Here is a 19,065-nt window from a genome sequence, read left to right as displayed (position 1 = left end):
AGGGCGCGCGGGCGCCGCCGTCAGCAGCGACGGCGGCGGGCGCGGCGCGCGCTGCCGAGCGCCACGAAGACGCCGCACAGCGCGAGCGCGCGGGCCGCTCCTGACGCATACCCGGTCTCACCGCCGACGACCGCATACGCGCAGCTGATGCTCAAACAGCAGCAGTGGCCCTGGGGCGCTCCTCCCTCGGATTGGCCCCCTCCCCCTTCCCCACCCCCACCCGCCGCATCTCGGCCACCGCCGACCCCTGTGCCGCCCGCCCCGCCGGCATCGGTGGAGCAATCGCCGCCGGCGCCGTCGCCCCTGCCTCCAGCGCCCTCGGCCGGTCCTCCGGCGTCGCCGCCACCGCCTGCGCCGCCGCCGCTTGCGCCGCCACCGCCCTCTCCGCCGCCGCCTGCGCCGCTGCCGCCCTCTCCGCCGCCGCCCACGCCTACTGCAGTCCCTCCGTCGTCGCCGCCTCCGCCCCCTCCCGCGGTGGCGCTGATCGGCGTGTTCCGGCAGCCAAAGAAGGGATGGCATTCGTCCGTGGTCGTCGGATCCCCGTCATCGCAGTAGAGCGGGATGTCGCTCAGACAGAGTCCCTGGAAGCAGACCTCGCTGCCATTGCAGACATCGAAATCATCGCAGCTGGCGCCGTCCGGCAGGCTCACGTCCGTGGGGCAGCTCCCTGCGCCGTCGCAATACTCCCCGGGATCGCACAGCGAGGTCGCGATGCGACAGATCGTGGTCGGCGGCTCGGCGGTGCACAGAGCCGAGCAGCAATCCCCGTTGCGCAGGTTGCCGTCGTCGCACTGCTCGCCGAGCCCGAGCTCGCCATCGCCGCAGACGGCGGGCCTCACCGTGAGCACCGTGGGATCGGCCGCGCCGGCGAACAGGGGCTCGTCGGTCATCGCGCTCGACTCGTTGACGCCGTCGGAGTCCGCGTCGAAGAAGAGCGTGCCCTGGTTCGTGACGACGAGTCCATCGGTCAGGGGAAGGAGGAGCGCTTCCATCGTGAGCTCCACCCACTCCCCCGGCTCGATATGGCCGTCCCAGCCCACCGTGTTGGTGGCGGGATCGGCCGAGACCGCGCCGCTGTTCGCGAACGCGCCTTCCAGCAGGAGCTCGGGGGGGAGCACGTCCACGAACTCGAACCCTGCATTGTCGGGCTGCACGCGCCCACCCGTGTTGCTGATGAGCGCCGTATAGGCGAGGTCCTCACCGGCGATGCGCTCGCCGACGACCGTGAGATAGCCGATCAGGCGCGCTGGCACGGAGACGTCGATGCGCACGCCGCTCTCGTTGTTCTCCGGCGCCGGATCGTGCTCGCTCGCGCTCACCTTCGCCGTGCTCTCGATCTCCTCGTCGACCGTGGACGGCGGGAGCGTGGGCGCGACCAGGGTGACCGCGATCGACGAGCTCTCGCGTGCGGCGAGCGAGGCGCGCCGGCACGCGAGCTCTTCGCCGGCCCGGTCGCACGTCCAGCCGGTCCCCGAGGCGCTGACGAGGCTCGCCCCGGCGGGCAGAACGGACGACACGACGACGTCGCTCGCATCGCCCGGTCCCTCGTTGGCGACGTCGATCGTCATCGTGAGCTGGGCGCCCGGCGACACAGGATCCGGCGCGGCCGTCTGGGTGATGGCCAGATCCGCCCCGCAGGCACCGGACACGACCGGCACCGCCGCGAACACGATGTTGTCGACCGCGACGCCGCACGGCCCGGGGCGCCCGATATCCGTGCAGACCCGGCTGTCGTCCTGCGTGTAGTCGAAGCGGAGCCTCACGGTCCGCCCGCGCAGCCCCGCGCCAGGGAAGCGGATCGACACGCGCTTGCTCCCGCTGGAGCTGCCGGACCATACCGCGTTATCCTCCAGGTAGGCCGGGTCGTCGCGGGCTGGAAGGTGCTTTGGGAAGTGGTGGCTCCCGCCGGTGACGATCCGCTCGGCGAACGCCTCCGCGAGCACCGCCCGGGGCGCGGCGCCGGCCGTGAGATCCTCCACGCGCAGCGTCAGACCGTCGAACGCCTGGATGAGCTTTTGCGGATCGTCCTCCAGCTCGTAGGTGAGATCGAAGTCGAGCGTGACGTGGGAGTTCCCGGAGCTCTCCGGGATGGTCACGGCGGGCGACACCAGCGCGACGAGCGACGTCGCCGCCTCCTCGTCGTGAAATGCCGCGTTATTTCCGGGCGTCAGCGTCTGCGCGACGGTCCATGGCGAGGCGGCGGCCGTCCCGCCGGCGCGCACCGACCGCCAGCCGGAGGGCAGCGCCGGCGCGCTCGCTGCGTCGAAATCCTCGCGGAGGAGGACCTCCGCGGCGCCCGGCGAGCCCGTCTCGATCTGGATCGGCAGCTCGACCGTGCCCTGAGCCGAGCTCACCGTGAGCGTCAGATCGATCGGCGCTCCAGGAACGAAGTCCCGGCCCGTCCTGAGGACGAATGGCGCGTCGCCCGCGACTGTGCGGAGGGGCTCGATATCCGGGTAGAGCGCGCTCGCCCTCACGATGGTCACGGAGCGCGTCTCTGTGGACAGCGTGGCGGTGATCCGGGAGACGGTCGTCCTGCCGGAGATCGGGTTGGCGAGGTAGTTCTCGAGGTAGACGCCGACGTCGACGAGCTCCCCCGGATCGACGCGCTCGTTCGCGAGGGCGCCGCACGCGGTGTCGTCGATCCGGGCGCCGGCCGCGCGCAGCGGCGGAACGCGGGCGAGCTCGTCGAGGACGTCGAGGTGGACGTTGGGTGCGATCAGGGAGGTCGACGACGGCTGCCCCTCGTCGAACCGCGGCGGGGTGGCCGTCATGCTGAAGACGCTGTAGAGCTCACCGGCGAGCGCGACGCCGCCGATGCGATCGCCGAGGTTCTGCCGGGAGGCGTCGTTGCCATGGCCCGCGTGAAAGGGGTGGTCCGAGATCGGCGCAGGCGGGCTGAAGGAGGCGCCTTGATCGCTCGACGCGGTGTGGACGATCTCGGTCAGGTCGCCGGAGCTGTCGACATCCTGGTCGTAGTAGACGACGTGCGCGGTGCCGGTCGTTCGGTCGACGGCCACGAAGGGGAAGAACTGGGCCCGATCGCGCCCCGGATTGCTGTTGAGGAGGACGGCGGGGCCTGCGGTGCACTGCTCCGTGAACGAGCGCAGGGCGATGTCCCCTGTCCCGTGGGCGCCGCTCCGCTGATAGACGACGTAGACCTGCCGCGTGGCCTGGTCGACGTCGATCGACGGGGCGCTCCTTCCGTGGTCGACGCCGAGGATCTGGTCTTCCGTGGGGTAGCTGGCGTCGTCGAGGAGGGTGAGCCGCCCCCAGGTGACGCCTCCGTCGATCGACCGGCGGCAACCGATGTTGCGCAGCGAGGTCCCCGGCTCGATGGCGCGAAAGACGGCGTAGACGACCGAGTCCCTGTCGGTCGCCCCGGCGAGGATGCGCGCGTTCGGCCCGTCGAGATCGCCACCGGCGGGCGCCTGCGCGATCGTGGCCGCTGGCGACCAGGTCTGGCCGAGATCGTCGGAGTGGCTGTAGACGATCCTCGGAGACGCTCCGCCACGCTGAACCCAGGTAACGGAGAGGCGCCCGGTCGCCGGGTTGACGTCGATGGAGGCCTGCTCGGCGCTCTCCCCCGCGACGAACGCGGGGGTCACCTCGACCGGCGCGGACCACGAGGAGCCGGCCGTGCTGCTGCCGGGGTTCGAGGCATGGAGGCAGAGGCCCTGGAGGCCATCGGCGGGGCGAACGTAGGTGGAGGAGCTGACGAACACGTCGCGGGTCGGATCGTGGACGACGCGCGGGGCGCCGAGCACCTGGCCGCCGGCGACCGAGGGCAGCACCCCCGCGCCGCTCGGGCCGAGGACCTCGGCGAAGGATCTCCCGCCGTCGGCGGAGCGCGCAACGCCGGACAGGCTGATCGGATTCGCGAGGGCGCCGCGCGGATCGGTGTAGGTCGCGATGAGGATGCTCGCGTCCGCGTTGGCGGCGAGCGCGGGCTGGTGCTGAGCGCCGAGCGCGTCGACCGCGTGCACGGTGCGGTCGGCGCTCGCGACGGCCGCGAGCCGAGCTGCGCCGAGCGCCTCCGGTTCGTCGCTGCCACAACCGGCGCCGGCGGTGAGGAGCCCCCCGCTGAGCAACCAAGCGACAGTGCGTCGCGCGCGCATAACACCTCCGAAAGGAGATAGATGCCGCGAGCTCTCAGGACGTGCCGATTTCCCCGACATTGCGAGGCCTGTCCGGCGAACGGGCGCGATGTGCTGGGGTCGGTCTCGCACAACGCCAGCGCAAGCCGCGCGCCGCGCGACGGATGCGCCCGGCGCGAAGGCGCGCGTCGACGCGCTTTCCATTTCGTCCCCTTTCGTCCTGGCCGGCGAGCCGTGTGCCAGGAGCCGGTGCGTCCCGCGCGGAGCGTCGTGGGGCCGGCAGGCGCCTGGGCGGACGGGGGGCGAGCACGAGGTCCGCGAGACGGCGTGCCGCTGCGAAGGCCACCTCCGCATCTCCGACGGGGCCCTCACCCGGGTTGGCGGCCGGGGCCCTCACCCGGGTTGGCGGCGGACCCCTCACCTGCCGTCAACCTGGATGCGCCGTCCGGGCTGACCGGGCAGCGAGGGGCGACTACGTGGGGGGTATCGCTGGGAGGCGGGGTCCACCTGTAGAACTGTTGAGCTCCTTCTTTGGTTTTGTTACCGGCCCACGATGCATCGCCAGCATCGCCCTCATTGCCTTCGCAGCGGCCGCCGTCTACCGAGCCGCGTTGCGACGTCGCGCTCGACTGACGTTGCGCTCTACACACGCTCTGCCCTGCCCCACGACCTGACCATTGGGTGGCGCAGGTGGCGAAGAGGATGGCGGCCGCCACCGGCTCGGTCACCCCAATCCTCAAAAATCCCTGAATTTCTAGTCTGGCACGGCGCTTGACATACCCGTCAGGCATGAGCCAGCCTCGTGCGATCGTCCCCGGCGCTACGTATCTTCTCACCCGCCGTGTACTGCGAAGGCATTTTCTCTTCCGCCCCGATTCCGCGATCACACGGCTCGTGATCTATACCCTGGCCGTCTCGGCCCATCGCTATGGTATCCTCGTGCATGCCCTCTGCGTGATGTCCACGCACATTCATATCGTTGTAACAGACACACACGGCGAACTACCACGATTTCTTCAGAGATTCCATCGACTTGTCGCTCTCGGCACCAAGATCTTGCGCGCGTGGGAGGGGCCGGTGTGGGACGATCGAGCAACGAGCGTGGTACGGCTAGCAACACGGGACGCTCTGGTGGAGAAGATCGCTTATACGCTCGCAAATCCGGTCGCTGCTGGTCTCGTTCCGCATGCACATGAGTGGCCAGGGGCCAAGGTGCTCGTCGGCGACATCGGCCGCGGCGTGCTGCGCGCACAACGCCCTGAAATATACTTCAATCCACAAAACCCCGAATGGCCAACCGACGTGGCACTTGCGATCACGCTTCCACCGTCAATCAGCGATTCCAACGCCGACAAATTTCGCCGTGAGATCACAGGACGGATCGATCTGCACGAGAGGCAGGCTCACGCTGCCCTACAGCGACAAAGGCTTGGCTTCCTCGGGGCTGCGCGCGCGAGGAACATTTCTCCTTACAAGCGAGCAACGAGCATCGAGCCACTTCGCGATCTCAATCCAGTATTCGCAGTCGGCCGCCGGCAGGCAGACGCAAAGAGCGCCGCCATCGCGGCTGTCCGAGCCTTTCGCATCGCATACCGACATTCGATCAATCAATGGCGCACAGGCGCGCGCAGCGTAATTTTCCCTGCGGGCACGTGGTGGATGCGCGTGTTCCACGGGGTCACCGTTAACGAGGGCGAGCCTGCGGCCGCATAGACGCAGGACCAGCGCACGTTGACACGATTACATTAATATCGGAAAACCAGGAGCATCGGTTCGCCCGTCGCACGACACGACCAACGCCTGGATACGGCGTTGTTGCACGCGACGGGCGGGACCAAGCATTCGATCTCCTTCAAGACTCGATTCATGCGCAACAACGGACGATTCGGCTGGCAGGCAGGCGTACTGGCTCGCCAGCTCGGGTTTGCTCGAGGCTGCCAGCCTCGGCGTGAACAGAGTCCGAGCGGTCGAGATGTCTGCGTGGAGTGGAGTCGTGAGTCGACATTGCCATCGTGACGAGAGGCGATCCGGGACGGGGACCGAGCTGGCGCGCGCGTCGCGTAGCGCCCCCGCTACGACGTACACGAGATAAGCTCCCAGCACGGTGGGGTTGCGTGCCCGGCCGCAGCACGGTGGGGTTGAGCCCGCGCGCGGAGCGAACCACGGTCGGGTCGAGACCGCGGGTCGAATCGCGCCGCCTATGCTAGACCGCGCTGCGCCGATGCCCCCCGAGCGCTCCCTCACTTCCACCTCGATCTCCCCGCTCAGCGCCACGATCGCCGAGCTCTCAGGCCACGTCGACGACAGCGCCTCGAACGATACCGCTACCAGCGGCCCGCCCGCCTCCACGCCGGCCGACTTCGAGCCGCTCCCGTCGTTCGACCTCCCGGCAGACCGCCGGGTCGTCACGCCCCGTGAGCTCGCCGCAGAGCTCGCCGCGGCGCCACCGGGCACCCGTCATGTCACAGGCTCGGCCGGCTCGGCCGGTGCCCTCGTCATCCGTCGCCTCATCGCGGCCGCCGCCGGGCGCCGGATCATCGCCCTCACTCCCGACGTCGACAGCGCCCGCGCTCTGGCGGCCGATACCTCGTTCCTGCTCGTCGATCGGGACGCCGATGACGCCGAGGCCGCCGGCTCGACCACGTTCGGCCGCGTCCTTCTCTACCTGCCGAACGAGGCCAGCCCTTACGCGGATGTCAACCCGGACCGCCGAGGCGCCCAGACCCGCCTCGCCACGCTCTTCCACCTCGGCATGGACCTTCCCTGGTCGGTCCTCCTCTGCCCCATCACCGCGCTCGCCCGCAAGGTCGTACCCAGGGACGAGATCACCGAACACGCCGAGCTCGTCATCGCCGAGCAGGAGATGGATCGCGACGCGCTCTCGGCGCGCCTCGGTGCATCGGGCTACGTCCGCAGCCCCCTCGTAGAAGACCCCGGGACCTTCGCCGTCCGCGGCGCGCTCCTCGATGTCTGGGCGCCCTCCGCCGAGCTGCCGGTGCGCATCGACTTTTACGGAGACATCGTCGCATCGATCAAGACCTTCAACCCCGACGACCAGCGCACGGTCGCCGACGTGAAGGAGGTCTGGATCCCGCCGGCACGCGAGGCGATCCTCACGCCTGCCAATGTCGAGCGGGCCCGCCAGCGGGTGCGCGCCGCGTGTGACGTCATCGACTTCCCTTCAACCAAGGCGCGCGCCCTGGTCGACGACGTCGCGAGCGGCCGCGCCTTCTTCGGGGCCGAAGGCTACTTGCCTGCCTTCATCGACCTCGCCTCCTTCACGTCGTACCTGCCCGACGACGCGCTCATCCTCCTTGAGGACCCATCCTCCGTCACTGCCGCCGTGCGCAACGAGCTCGGTCGCGCTGCGGCCGATCGGAGCAACAAAGACCGTGAGCCGCACTTCCCGCTGGCCTCCTTCTACGAGGACGAGGCGCACGTTGCCTCGTGGCTCGGCGCGCGTGTCGTGCTTGCCCTGCACCGCACCGGGGTTGAGGGTGCTGCGGAAAACCGGAACTCGCTGGAGCGCTTCGAGGTCGTCCCTGAGGACGTCCCGTCGCTCGCGACGCGCGACCAGTCGGACCTCGAGCGCGCCATCAAGACGGCCCGCGCGTCACGCGGCAAGCACGGCGCTCTCGACCCGCTCGTTCGTCGCGTGGTCGCTTGGCAAGAAGCAGGCCTACGAGTGCTCATCGCTGCACGCGCGCAGACCCAGGTTGAGCGCCTCGTCGCCCTGCTCCGCCATCGCGACGTGCGGGTGAAGGCCAACCTCGGTCCGTTCGACCCCACGTTCTTCGATGGCAGCAGCTCCGCCGCTCCGCGCGACACGGCCCTCGTCGTCACGGGCTCTCTTGCGCGCGGCGTCATCGCTCCTGCCGAGGGGCTCGCGCTGGTCACGGAGGAGGAAATCTTCGGTGCCCGCGCTCACCGCCGCGCCGCGCGCGCCGCCGCCTCCTCCACGAAGCCGTCGCAGGCCTTTCTAGAGGACCTCCGCAACCTCGGCGTCGGCGACTACGTCGTCCACGTAGAGCACGGCATCGGGCGGTACCTTGGCCTCGTCCACAAGCAGGTCGGCTCAACCACGGTCGATCTCATCGCCGTCGAGTACGCCGGCGGCGACAAGCTCTACCTCCCCGTCTACCGCCTGAACCAGATCCAGAAATTCAGCGGCGGCGAAGGCGCCCCCAAGCTCGACCGGCTCGGCGGGCAGACGTTCGCCAAGACAAAGGCGCGGGTCGAGAAGAGCGTCCGCAAGATGGCCGACGAGCTCCTCCGCCTCTACGCCGAGCGCCGCGCCGCCACGGCGGAGCCCGTTCCACCGCCGGACGACGATTACCGCGCCTTCGAAGCGACCTTCCCCTTCGACGAGACGCCGGACCAGGCCCGGGCGATCACCGAGGTTACGGCCGACCTCGAGTCTGGCCGTCCGATGGACCGCCTCGTCTGCGGCGATGTCGGGTTCGGAAAGACCGAGGTTGCCATCCGCGCGGCCTTCCGCGCCGCAAACGCCGGCAGGCAGGTCGCCGTCCTCTGCCCAACCACGGTGCTCGCGCAGCAGCACTACCTCAGCTTCCGATCCCGGATGGCCTCCTACCCCATCGAGGTCCGCGTCATGTCCCGCTTCCAGACCAAGCAGGAGCAGGACGAGGTCTCTCGCGGCCTCCGCGACGGCAGCGTCGACGTCGTGATCGGCACCCACCGCCTCCTCTCCAAGGACGTCCACTTCAAGCGGCTCGGCCTCCTCGTCGTCGACGAGGAGCAGCGCTTCGGCGTCACCCACAAGGAGCGCATCAAGGCGCTCAAGACGAACGTCGACGTCCTCACGCTCTCGGCCACCCCCATCCCCCGCACCCTGCAGATGGCGGTCTCCGGCCTCCGCGACATGTCGATCATCACGACCCCCCCGGTCGATCGCCGCGCCATCCGCACCGTGGTGACCCGCCACGACGAGGCCGTCCTCCGGGAGGCCGTCCTCCGCGAGCTCGGCCGCGGCGGCCAGGTGTTCTACGTCTACAACCGCGTCGAGGGCCTCTACGAGCGCGCCGCCCGCCTCGCCGAGCTCGTCCCGAGCGCCCGCATCTGCGTCGCCCACGGCCAGATGAGCGAGCAGAACCTCGAGCAGGCGATGCTCGACTTCGTCGAGGGGCGCTACGACGTCCTCTGCGCCACCGCCATCATCGAGAGCGGCCTCGACATCCCCCGCGCCAACACGATCCTCATCGACCGCGCCGACATGTTCGGCCTCTCGCAGCTCTACCAGCTGCGCGGCCGCGTCGGCCGCTCCAAGGAGCGCGCTTACTGCTACCTCATCGTCCCGCCCCCGAACGCCATGACCGACGAGGCCCGCGCCCGCATCGAGGCCCTCGAGCGCCACACCGAGCTCGGCTCCGGCTTCCAGATCGCCTCGCTCGACCTGGAGCTGCGCGGCTCCGGCGACCTCCTCGGCGCCGAGCAGAGCGGCACCGTCGCCCAGGTTGGCTTCGAGCTCTTCTGCCAGATGCTCGACGAGGCCGTCCACGAGCTGCGCGGCGAACCCGTGGTCCACGACGTCGACACCGAGCTCTCCTTCGACGCCGACGCGCTTCTGCCAGAAGAGTACATTTCCGATGTAGGCGTACGCCTCTCCCTCTACAAGCGGCTCGCCGGTGCCGCCTCGACCGAGGACGTGCAGGACCTCGCGGTCGAGATGGAGGATCGCTTCGGCCCGCCTCCGCTCGAGGCGCGCCGGTTCGTGCACCTCATGCGGCTCAAGACCGAGCTGCGCCGGCTGAAGGCGCTCGCATGCGAGGCGAGCGCCAAGGGCGTGACGCTGCACTTGCGCGAGGACACCCCGCTCGACCATGCCAAGGTGCTCAAGCTGGTCCAGCCGAAGAGCTCACCTTACCGACTCTCGCCCGACATGCGGCTCACCCGCCGAGCCAAGGAGGGCGAGGTCTTCACGAGCGGTCTGGAGGCGACCGACAAGCTCCTCAGCGAGCTCGCCGGCTGCCTCAAGGAGGGCTGTGATCTCGCCTAGCGGGAGCGCCCACGACGTCGTCGCGCCCCGCGGAAGCGCGCGGGCGAGGCGGCGCGGCGCTCCGGCGGTGATAACCTCCCGTGAGCGGAGGGACGGATGATCGATCGCCCGGATCGCGAGCGGCTCGCGGCGCTCCAGCGGAGCGTCATGACCTGCTGGTACAGCCCCTTCCAGCTGGCCCGCTCCGCGCTCGACCTCACCGTCTCCCGCCTGATGGGCGCACGCGGCGATTTCCGCCTTCTCGAGGCGATCGCGGGGCCGCAGCCGCCCTTCGACTATGCCGTCCGTAGCGGCGTCATGCGCGACGAGCTCTGGATCGATTACGTGGCGGACACGGGCGATGGCTTCAACCCCACCTACGCGATCGCCTCCCTCCTCGCGCGGCCGGTCCTCTCGCTGGGCGGCCGGGAGACGAGGCGCGGAGAGGTGCTCATCATGGGCGGCGACCAGGTCTACCCCTCGGCCACGCGTCAGGCGTATTGGACGCGGCTCGTCGAGCCCTACGCGGCCGCGCTCCCGAAGGCCGATGTGACGGATCCGCCGCACCTGTTCGCCATCCCTGGCAACCACGACTGGTACGACGGGCTGATGAGCTTCATGCGCCTCTTCGGCCAGAAACGCACGCTCGGCGCCTGGAAGACGTTCCAGTCGCGGAGCTACTTCGCGCTGAAGCTGCCCCACGGCTTCTGGCTGCTCGGCGTCGACATCCAGCTCGAGTCCGACATCGACCAGCCGCAGATCGAGTATTTCTGCAAGCTGGCGACGCACGACATGCGCGACGGCGATCGCGTGATCCTCTGCACCGCCGAGCCTGACTGGGTGAAGGGCGCCATCTACAACCCAGAGCTCCAGAGCAACCTCGCCTTCTTCGAGAAGCAGCTCGCCGACGCGCGGCCCGGGGTCGAGATCGTCGCGCGCATCGCCGGAGATCTGCACCACTATCGCCGCCACGAGTCCGCGGACGGCCGGCAAAACGTCATCGCCGGCGGCGGCGGCGCGTTCCTCCACCCGACCCACGGCGAGCCGGTCACCGTGGTCCGCTCCGGCGCGGGCGCCGACCAGCGCCCTTATATGTTGCGCGCCTCGTTTCCGTCAGAGTCGGAGTCGCGCCGGCTCGCCTGGCGCAACCTCTGGTTCGCTCGGCACAACCTCGGCTTCTGGCCTGCCGCCGCCTTCGTCTACATGCTCTCCTCCCTGACGCTGCCCCGTCCGGGGCCGGGGGCCGTGGGGTGGGTCCTCGTCGTCGTGCTCGTGTTCATCGTCTTCACGGACACCTACAAGACCTGGTATCGCCGGTTCGCGGGCTCGCTCCACGCGCTCGCACACCTCGGGGCGGCGCTGGGGCTCGCGCACCTCGGCGGCGCGCTGCTCGGCGTCGACGTCCGGGACCTCCCGTCCATGTGGAGCCTCCTCGTCGTGACGCTCTTCGTCGGCGCCACCGGCGCCGTGGTCGGGTCGACGATCATGGGCGTGTATCTCCTGATCTCGCTCAACGTCGCGCGGCGGCACGGCAACGAAGCGTTCTCGGCGCTCCGGATCCAGGACTACAAGAACTTCTTGCGGATTCACGTCCACCGCGACGGCCTCACCCTCTATCCCGTGGGGCTGAGGAAGGTGCCGCGCGCGTGGAAGGTGGCCGACGATCGCAAGCCCGGCGAGCCGCACTTCGTCCCCGCCCACGGCGCCCTGGCGCCGGAGCTCATCGAGGAGCCCATCACCCTCCCGACCGCGCGGCAGCCACGCCGGACCGGCCAACTCACGGTCGACGCGGCAGGCGCCGGGCACCGCGAGTGCCCCGCGGGCGAGCGGCGGAGTCGCCCCCCCGCAGCGGGCGCCGCGGCGGGAGCCCGCGCGTCCGAGCCGTAGAGGCAGACCGGAGCCCTGGCGATCGTTCCTTCTGCATGAGGCAGTTCGCCTCAGCCGGGACATTCTGCCTTTGCGCTGGCAGGCACAACCACGTCCGGTCCGTCGGCTCGTGGAAGCGGTCGACCGCAGAAGGACCTCTTTCGTGCCGAGCTCGCCGCGCGCTCCTGCGCGCGCGAACGTGAGGTCAGAGGACGCAGCGAGGTTTTCTGGCGCGAGCCGGCTGCGCTCAGGGCGACGCGGCGGCGCTGGGCAGCCTCGGCGGAGCGGCCTTCGGACAGATCTCGCGCAGCTCACCGGGGGGCGAGAGCGGATCGGGGCCTTCCCTGGGGCAGGAGCCCGGGCCATTCGCGATGGCGTCCTGACCACGGTCGTCCGGGGTCCATTCGCGGTTGATGCTGGGCGCGTTCGCGAGCCCCTCGGCGCAACCCGCGGAGGCGGCGAGGAGCAGCGCGAGCGCGGCGCGCATCGAGCGGCCAAGAGAGCGTTTCATAGGCACATCCCATCTCCCCGCGGCGCCGGCGCTGGCGGCGCCGGTCCACGGAAGCTGTCAGGGTCTCCCGTCTCCCGACGTGTAATCACGGTCCGTGCCAGGTCGAGGTTGCCGGGTCGTTCGGGATGCCGGACCGCCCGCCGCGGCCGGCATCGGCAGCCTCGAGCGGCGGCCGAGCCGGGCGCGGCAACGGCGACCACAAGTTCCGGTGACGACGTGTGCATGGCTTGCGCCCCCACGCAAATGCCCCAGGTGGTGGGCGGTGGGGTCCGAGCGGAGCGGGATCCCGGAAGGAGTGTCGATCATGGCGAGAGACGTCATCGAGGTGCTCAACGACCTCATCCAGCTCGATCGCGACGCGATCGCCGCTTACGACCGCGCCATCGAGGCGTGCGAGCACGCTCATACCAGGGAGAGGCTCGCGAGCTTCAGGGACGATCACGCGCGCCACGTGGTGGATCTGACCGCGCATGTGACGTCGCTCGGCGGCATCGCGGCACAGACCCGCGACCTCAAGGGCAAGCTCATCGAAGGGTTCACGGCGATCACGAGCCAGGGAGACCAGAGCGCGCTCCTCGCCATGCGCGGCAACGAGGAGCTCACGAACCGGCAATACCAGGCGGCGCTGGACGAGTCGCTCACGGCCGAGGCGCGCGCGATCGTCGAGCGCAACTACACTGATGAGCAGCGGCACCTCGCGTGGATCAAGGACGCGCTGTCAAGGAAGGTCTGGGAACAAGCCGCTTAGTGGGCGGTCGGCCCGCGGCGGTGGTGAGTACGATCGGAAGCAGATTCCAAGGTTGGGGGTAATATGAAATCGAATCGGTCCATCCAACTCGCGCTCGCCATGGGAGCGCTCGCGGTCGTGCCGGCGCTCGCGGCCGCACAGACGGGCGGCACTGGCTCGCCGCAGCAACGCGAATCGGGCTCGCCGGGAGCGGCGCAGGGCGGCGCGCTGCATCAGGGCGACAAGCCCAGCCCGAGCGGCGCACAGCGCACGCAGCAGCAGCAGGGGCAGAGTCAGAAGAGACAGGCGATCAATCTCCAGGAGAAGATCTCGTTCCCGGTCGAGGAAGGGTGCACCTACACGGCCTCCGTGAACGGTCGGATCGATCCCGTCGCCGCGGGCAAGTCGCAGCAGCCGTCCGGCGGCCAGACCGGCAGCGGCAACCTGGGACGGGGCAGCGGGGGTGTGCAGGGCGGCGGCGCGGGGGCGCAGGGCCAGACCGACGGCAGCCAGGCCCAGGCCCATGCCGGCGCTCAAGGCGGCACCCAGCACCACGAAGGCGCCCAGGCCGGCAGGGCTCAAGCGGGCGGCCAGGCGGGGCCTGGTGCTGACTATCGCGAAGGTCAGGAGAAGGTGAAGCCCAACCTCACCGTCGCCGCCAGCGTCAGCTGCCCGAACGCGGTCGATCTCAAGGTCTCCGACACGCTGAAGACGGACAAGGCCATCAGCCGCTCGGAGCTCGAGGAGATGATCTCGCGTCGAACGAGCATCGCGACCGAGAAGGGCGGCCGCTTCTGCATGTACGTGCCGCAGTTCGAGCTGACGCGCGAGAAGCTGAGCGGAAAGGGCATCGCCCAGCTCTGCCGCGTGCCCGCGGCGGCCGAGAAGGGCGGAACGCCGTAACCGCCGAGGGGTGGAGAGGGCGATCCTGAGGGCGCGTGCCCTCAGGATCGCCCGGTGAACGTGCCGCTGCGCCGCGGCCGCGCCGGCTCAGGGGGTCGGAGTGGGCAGCGGGCAGGAGTTCAGCCTGCCGATGACGAAGGGCCGCGCCCCGTTCCCCGTCGTCCAGTACACCGTGGCGCCCGACGTGACGCTCCACGAGTGGCCGATCATGTTCCCCGTGACAGTATCGTGATAGAGACGCATGTAGCCCGTCCCCGGCCCCGCGGTGAAGTTGGTGCACGTGCCCGTCCACCGGCTGTCCTTGTAGATGGTGCTGCACCCGTGGACCGAGGAAGTAGAGTCAGCGATCGGCAACGCCCACTGCGTTGTGTTCGCGTAAACCGGAGTCATGGGGGTCGTGAGCTGCACCGCCGGGCCCGTGACGATCACGGTGTGCCCACCGTACGACGCCGTCTTGTTGAGGACGAGCACGTCGCCCGCAGCGATGCTGCTGACGTTCGAGATCAGCGAGACGATGGCCCCGGTCTTGGTGAACTCGGTATAGTACTTCTCCGAGCTCGGGCTCGTCGAACCCCAGTAGTAGGACATGTTGGCGTTGTCGTTCGACGCGTCCACTACCGGGTTCGGGTCGAACCAGAACTCCTCTTTCTGAACGCCCGTGAGGAAGACAGCTCCGGTCCCCGATGGCGTACCGGCAGCGATGAAGTCGAGCGCTCCGGCGGAGAGCAGGGAGCACGCGTCGGCCGGGGCAGAGCCGAGCGCGACGAGAGAAGCAGCAGATACCATCAGAAAGCGAGCCGCATTGCTGAGCATGAAGTACCTCGGTTGACGGTTACCACGTTGCAGTTCCGCAGGCCGAGCAGATTCGGTTGAGGAGGTCGATCGTTTACAGCCAGAGAATCGCACCTGGTCGCGTCGAGCCTAGCATCCAGTGTTTACTTCCAACACACGGCATTCGTCAACACACTTCGATCACGTTCTCCATCCATTCAATCATTTTTCTGTGCTCATGTAGGACACGAGAGCGCTTCAGACGGCACTGCCGGATACTGTCCACCGCGTGATGGTGACCTGGAGTCATCGAATCGGTCGTCGTTTGCCTCGCGCCTCGCGCGCCTCGCGCGCCTTGAGCCCTTCGCGAACGCTGGCGCGCAGCGTCAGCGTCCGTGAAGGGAGACATCGTGACGCGTCGGTCTGGAAGCTGGCCTCAGCGGAATCCAGCAACACGCCAATCGCTGAGCGCTGGGGTTCGATGAGGCCGCAGTGGCGACCGCAGGAGGGGAATGTCGCCGATCGGGTGAGACGAGGCATGCTGGGGACGCGGCGAGGCGGCTCGAGACAAGCCGCCTCGCCCTCGCGCCCGTCCGGACGGACCGCCTCAGTACGGCAGTTCATCCAGCGCAGGCACCTCCGGGGGCCGCCCCCGTGCGCCGTTCTTCCCGAGCCGCGCCGTGGTCGGCACGCCCGCCCCGGGCTGCGTCGGCTCGCCGTCGTCGTCCGGACCCGGCACCGGCTCCGTCAACGGGGCCCGCCGCCCCGCGAAGCGGAGATCCCGCGCGATCACCTCGGTGCGGTAGCGCTTGATCCCGTCCTTCTCGTAGCTCGACGTGCGCAGCCCCCCCTCGATGAGCACGCCGTCCCCCTTCGTCAGCACCTTCGCCAGCGCCTCGGCGCGCGGCCCCCAGAACACGATGCTGTGCCACTCGGTGCGCTCCTTGGGCTCCTTGTTCCTGTCCACGAACGACTCGTTCGTCGCCATGCGCAGGTGAAGCACCGGGGTGCCGTTGCCCGTGTAGCGCAGCTCCGGATCCGAGCCGAGATTGCCCATGAGGATCACCTTGTTCAGTCCTTCGTTCATGACATGCTCCAGTCCGCTTCTGTGTTGTCGTCTGCTGTCGTTCTCTTGTCCGTGTCGTCTCTGCGGTCGCTCACCATCCGCCGGCGCCCACCGCCCTGCGCCTCTCGCGAGGCGCGGCGTCGTCGCGCAGCGAGAGCGACCGCGCCGGCGCCGGCGAGCCGCCGGGCGCGCCGGCCGCCCCGAGATCAGGAATCCATGGCCGCGCTGCCGTTGCCACCGTTGGCGCGCGTCGGCGCCGCCGCGTCGACGGCGGCGCGGAGCGACGAGGCGAGCGTCGGCTTGCCGAGCAGCGCCTCGCGGGCGCGCTCCCTCCCCTGCCCGATGTGCTCGCCCGCGAACGACAGGTGCGCGCCGCTCTTCTCCACGACCCCGAGCTGGCAGGCGAAGTCGATGAGATCCGCCGCGCCGTCGATGCCCGCTCCCCACCGGATGTCGAACTCGGCTTCTTTGAACGGAGGAGCCATTTTGTTCTTGACCACCTTGACGCGCGTCCTGCTTCCAATGGCCTCGTCGCTCACCTTCACGGGCCCCACCCGGCGCACGTCGAGCCGCACGCTCGCGTAGAACTTGAGCGCGTTGCCGCCGGTCGTCACCTCGGGATTGCCGAAGACGACGCCGATCTTCTGCCGGAGCTGGTTGATGAAGATGAGCGTGGTGTCGGTGCGGTGGCAGATGCCCGTGAGCTTCCGCAGCGCCTGGCTCATCAGCCGCGCCTGGAGGCCCATGTGCGAATCGCCCATGTCCCCCTCGATCTCGGCCTTGGGCGTGAGCGCAGCCACCGAGTCGACGACGATCACGTCGACGGCGCCCGAGCGCGCGAGCATCTCGACGATCTCGAGCGCCTGCTCGCCGTTGTCCGGCTGCGAGACGAGCAGCCTGTCGATGTCGACGCCGACCGAGCGCGCGTACGTGACGTCGAACGCGTGCTCGGCGTCGATGAACGCGGCGACGCCGCCCGCGCGCTGCGCCTCCCGCATCGCGTGCAGCGTGAGCGTGGTCTTCCCCGACGACTCCGGGCCATAGATCTCCACGATGCGCCCGCGCGGGTATCCCCCGATCCCCAGCGCCGCGTCGAGCGACAGCGCTCCGGTCCGGATCAAGCCGATGTCCCGGGTCTCGTTCTCGTCGTTCAATGACATGATCGCCCCCTTCCCGAACTGCTTCTCGATGGTGCCAACGACGGTCTTCACGGTGCGGAGCTTCTCAGCGATCTCGGTCATCATCTCGGTCTCTCCTTTTCGACTGCGTTCGTTGCTTGTTGCGGTTCAACGGTTGCGTGGTGAACGTGCGCGCCCCCGAGCGCGCGGACAGACGATCCAGCGCGGCCGTCGGGGCGGCCGCGATCGCGCCGGCATCGCTGCGGGCGCGGTGGTCCTTGGCCCTCTGGCGAGCTCAGGCGCCCGCGCCGGTGGTGGCGGGCGCCGGCCCGCAGGCGGCCTCGCGATCGAACAGCCGCGCGCCGATCGCCTCTGCCACGTGCGCTGCCCGCACGGCAGAGCTCCTGTCCATGTCGGCGAGCGTGCGGGCGACCCGCAGCACCTTGGTGTACGCCCGCGCGGAGAGGCCGAGCCGCTCCACGGCCGACGCGAGCACGCGCGCGCCGGTCGCGTCCGGCATGGCGACGCGCGCGAGATCGCGCGGGCCGAGCTCGGCGTTGTGCGTCGCCGCGACCTCCCCCGCCTCGAAGCGCGCCCGCTGCGCGGCCCGGGCCTCGACCACGCGCGCCCGCACCGCCGCGGAGCTCTCCGGCGCGTCGAGCGACGACCGGCCGTCGGCGAGCGGTGCGCACAGGTGAGCGACATCGACGGGCGGCAAGGAGATGTGGAGATCGATGCGATCGAGCAGCGGCCCGCTCAGCCGCGCGCGGTAGGCGCGGACGCGATCGAGGGAGCAGGCGCAGCGATTGCCGCGGTCGCCATGGAAGCCGCACGGACAGGGATTGATGGCGGCCACCAGGATCGGACGCGCCGGGAACACGACGCGGGCGCGGGCGCGGCAAAGGGCGACCGTGCCCTCTTCGAGCGGCTCGCGGAGCGACTCGAGGACGCCGCGGCGGAACTCGAGCAGCTCGTCGAGGAACAGACACCCATGGTGGGCCAGGGAGACCTCGCCGGGGCGGATGGGATCCCCGCCGCCGACGAGACCAGCTGCGCTGACGGTATGGTGCGGGGCGCGGAACGGGCGAATCGCGACGAGGCCCCTGTCCGGGGAGAGCAGCCCGGCGACGGAGTGGATCGCGGTGATATCGAGCGCCTCGTCATAGGACATCGGCGGCAAGACGGTTGGCAGGCGCCGAGCAAGCATGGTCTTTCCGCTGCCTGGCGGGCCGACCATGATCAGGTTGTGTCCCCCGGAAGCGGCGATCTCGAGGGCGCGGCGCGCCCCGTGCTGGCCTCGGACCTCCGCGAGATCTGCCGCCGCAGCGCTCGGCTCCGCGTCGATCGCGGCCATGGCTTCCGCGCCCGGAAGGGGCTTGTTGCCGCGGAGGTGCGCGACCACCTGGCCGAGGTGCTCCGCGATGAGGACGTCGATACCCGCCACGCTCGCCGCTTCGCGCGCGTTGCCCTGGGGCACGATCGCGCGCGTGACCCCCTGCGCCGCCGCGCCGCGCAGCGCGGGAAGGACGCCGCGCACGGGGCGCACCGCGCCGCTCAACGAGAGCTCGCCGAGCAGGCCAATCCGGTCGAGCCCCTCGGCGGGCACCTTGCCGAGCGCCGCGAGCGCGGCGATCGCGATGGCGAGATCGTACGCGCCGCCGCTCTTCTTGAGATCTGCCGGGGCGAGGTTCACGGTGATCACATATTCGTCAAGCTCGATGCCCAGTTGCTGGAGCGCGGCGCGGACCCGCACGCGGCTCTCGCGGACGCTCGCCTCGGCGAGACCCACCATCTGGAAAAACGACGGACCGCGGCCCGAGTCGACCTCCACCCGGATGGGGTGCGCGTCGAGCCCGAGCAGAGAGAACGTGAGCGCCGTGGCCTGCATGCCAGAGCCCTTTCGCGAAAGGCGTGCCAGACAGAGAGGGCGGCGAACTCAGGGGATTTCGCGGCGGGAGGGGTGGCGGACACGGCGGACGGGGTGGCGGCCGCCAGAGGGCGTCGCCGGAAT

The 19,065-nt window shown here is 69.8% G+C and carries 11 protein-coding genes; 5 read left to right on the top strand and 6 right to left on the bottom strand.

The features are described 5' to 3' along the window. Positions 1 to 20 precede the first annotated feature (20 nt). Positions 21 to 4,118, bottom strand: a complete 4,098-nt coding sequence (locus WMF45_RS15245) for a hypothetical protein (protein WP_437717610.1) — start codon at positions 4,116 to 4,118, stop codon at positions 21 to 23. Positions 4,119 to 4,886: 768 nt separating this feature from the next. Between WMF45_RS15245 and WMF45_RS15240 the strand changes: the two genes are divergently transcribed. From WMF45_RS15240 to WMF45_RS15230, 3 genes are all read left to right on the top strand, one after another. Further along, positions 4,887 to 5,810, top strand: a complete 924-nt coding sequence (locus WMF45_RS15240; RefSeq protein WP_437717609.1) for a transposase — start codon at positions 4,887 to 4,889, stop codon at positions 5,808 to 5,810. A gap of 508 nt (positions 5,811 to 6,318) precedes the next feature. Then, positions 6,319 to 10,113 (top strand): transcription-repair coupling factor, encoded by a 3,795-nt coding sequence (gene mfd / locus WMF45_RS15235; protein ID WP_437717608.1) that lies wholly within the window; start codon positions 6,319 to 6,321, stop codon positions 10,111 to 10,113. 96 nt (positions 10,114 to 10,209) lie between these two features. Continuing rightward, positions 10,210 to 11,979, top strand: coding sequence for a metallophosphoesterase (locus tag WMF45_RS15230; RefSeq protein ID WP_437717607.1), 1,770 nt, complete (start codon positions 10,210 to 10,212; stop codon positions 11,977 to 11,979). Between the two features lie 226 nt (positions 11,980 to 12,205). Here WMF45_RS15230 and WMF45_RS15225 read toward each other — a convergent pair whose 3' ends face one another. After that, entirely contained in the window at positions 12,206 to 12,469 is a 264-nt protein-coding gene (locus WMF45_RS15225; protein WP_437717606.1) for a hypothetical protein, read from the bottom strand. Positions 12,470 to 12,773: 304 nt separating this feature from the next. On the opposite strand from WMF45_RS15225, the gene WMF45_RS15220 reads away from it, so the two are divergent. Both WMF45_RS15220 and WMF45_RS15215 read left to right on the top strand, forming a co-directional pair. Continuing rightward, positions 12,774 to 13,217: a ferritin-like domain-containing protein gene (locus WMF45_RS15220; RefSeq protein WP_437552457.1), complete on the top strand. Its 444-nt coding sequence runs from the start codon at positions 12,774 to 12,776 to the stop codon at positions 13,215 to 13,217. Positions 13,218 to 13,280: 63 nt separating this feature from the next. Beyond that, on the top strand, positions 13,281 to 14,099 hold the full coding sequence (locus WMF45_RS15215; protein WP_437717605.1) for a hypothetical protein: 819 nt from the start codon (positions 13,281 to 13,283) through the stop codon (positions 14,097 to 14,099). Between the two features lie 87 nt (positions 14,100 to 14,186). Here WMF45_RS15215 and WMF45_RS15210 read toward each other — a convergent pair whose 3' ends face one another. From WMF45_RS15210 to WMF45_RS15195, 4 genes are all read right to left on the bottom strand, one after another. Continuing rightward, a complete protein-coding gene (locus WMF45_RS15210) occupies positions 14,187 to 14,912 on the bottom strand; it encodes a hypothetical protein (RefSeq protein WP_437717604.1) in 726 nt (241 codons plus the stop codon). A gap of 565 nt (positions 14,913 to 15,477) precedes the next feature. Next, positions 15,478 to 15,957, bottom strand: a complete 480-nt coding sequence (locus WMF45_RS15205; RefSeq protein WP_437717603.1) for a single-stranded DNA-binding protein — start codon at positions 15,955 to 15,957, stop codon at positions 15,478 to 15,480. Positions 15,958 to 16,142: 185 nt separating this feature from the next. Beyond that, a complete protein-coding gene (gene recA / locus WMF45_RS15200; protein WP_437717602.1) occupies positions 16,143 to 17,180 on the bottom strand; it encodes a recombinase RecA in 1,038 nt (345 codons plus the stop codon). Between the two features lie 169 nt (positions 17,181 to 17,349). Next, complete coding sequence (locus WMF45_RS15195; protein WP_437717601.1) at positions 17,350 to 18,942, bottom strand: YifB family Mg chelatase-like AAA ATPase; 1,593 nt, start codon at positions 18,940 to 18,942, stop codon at positions 17,350 to 17,352. Between the last annotated feature and the right edge of the window lie 123 nt (positions 18,943 to 19,065).

This window comes from Sorangium sp. So ce448, assembly GCF_051520915.1.
Lineage (GTDB): Bacteria > Myxococcota_A > Polyangia > Polyangiales > Polyangiaceae > Sorangium > Sorangium cellulosum_B.
This window is presented reverse-complemented; position numbering and strand designations above follow the sequence as displayed.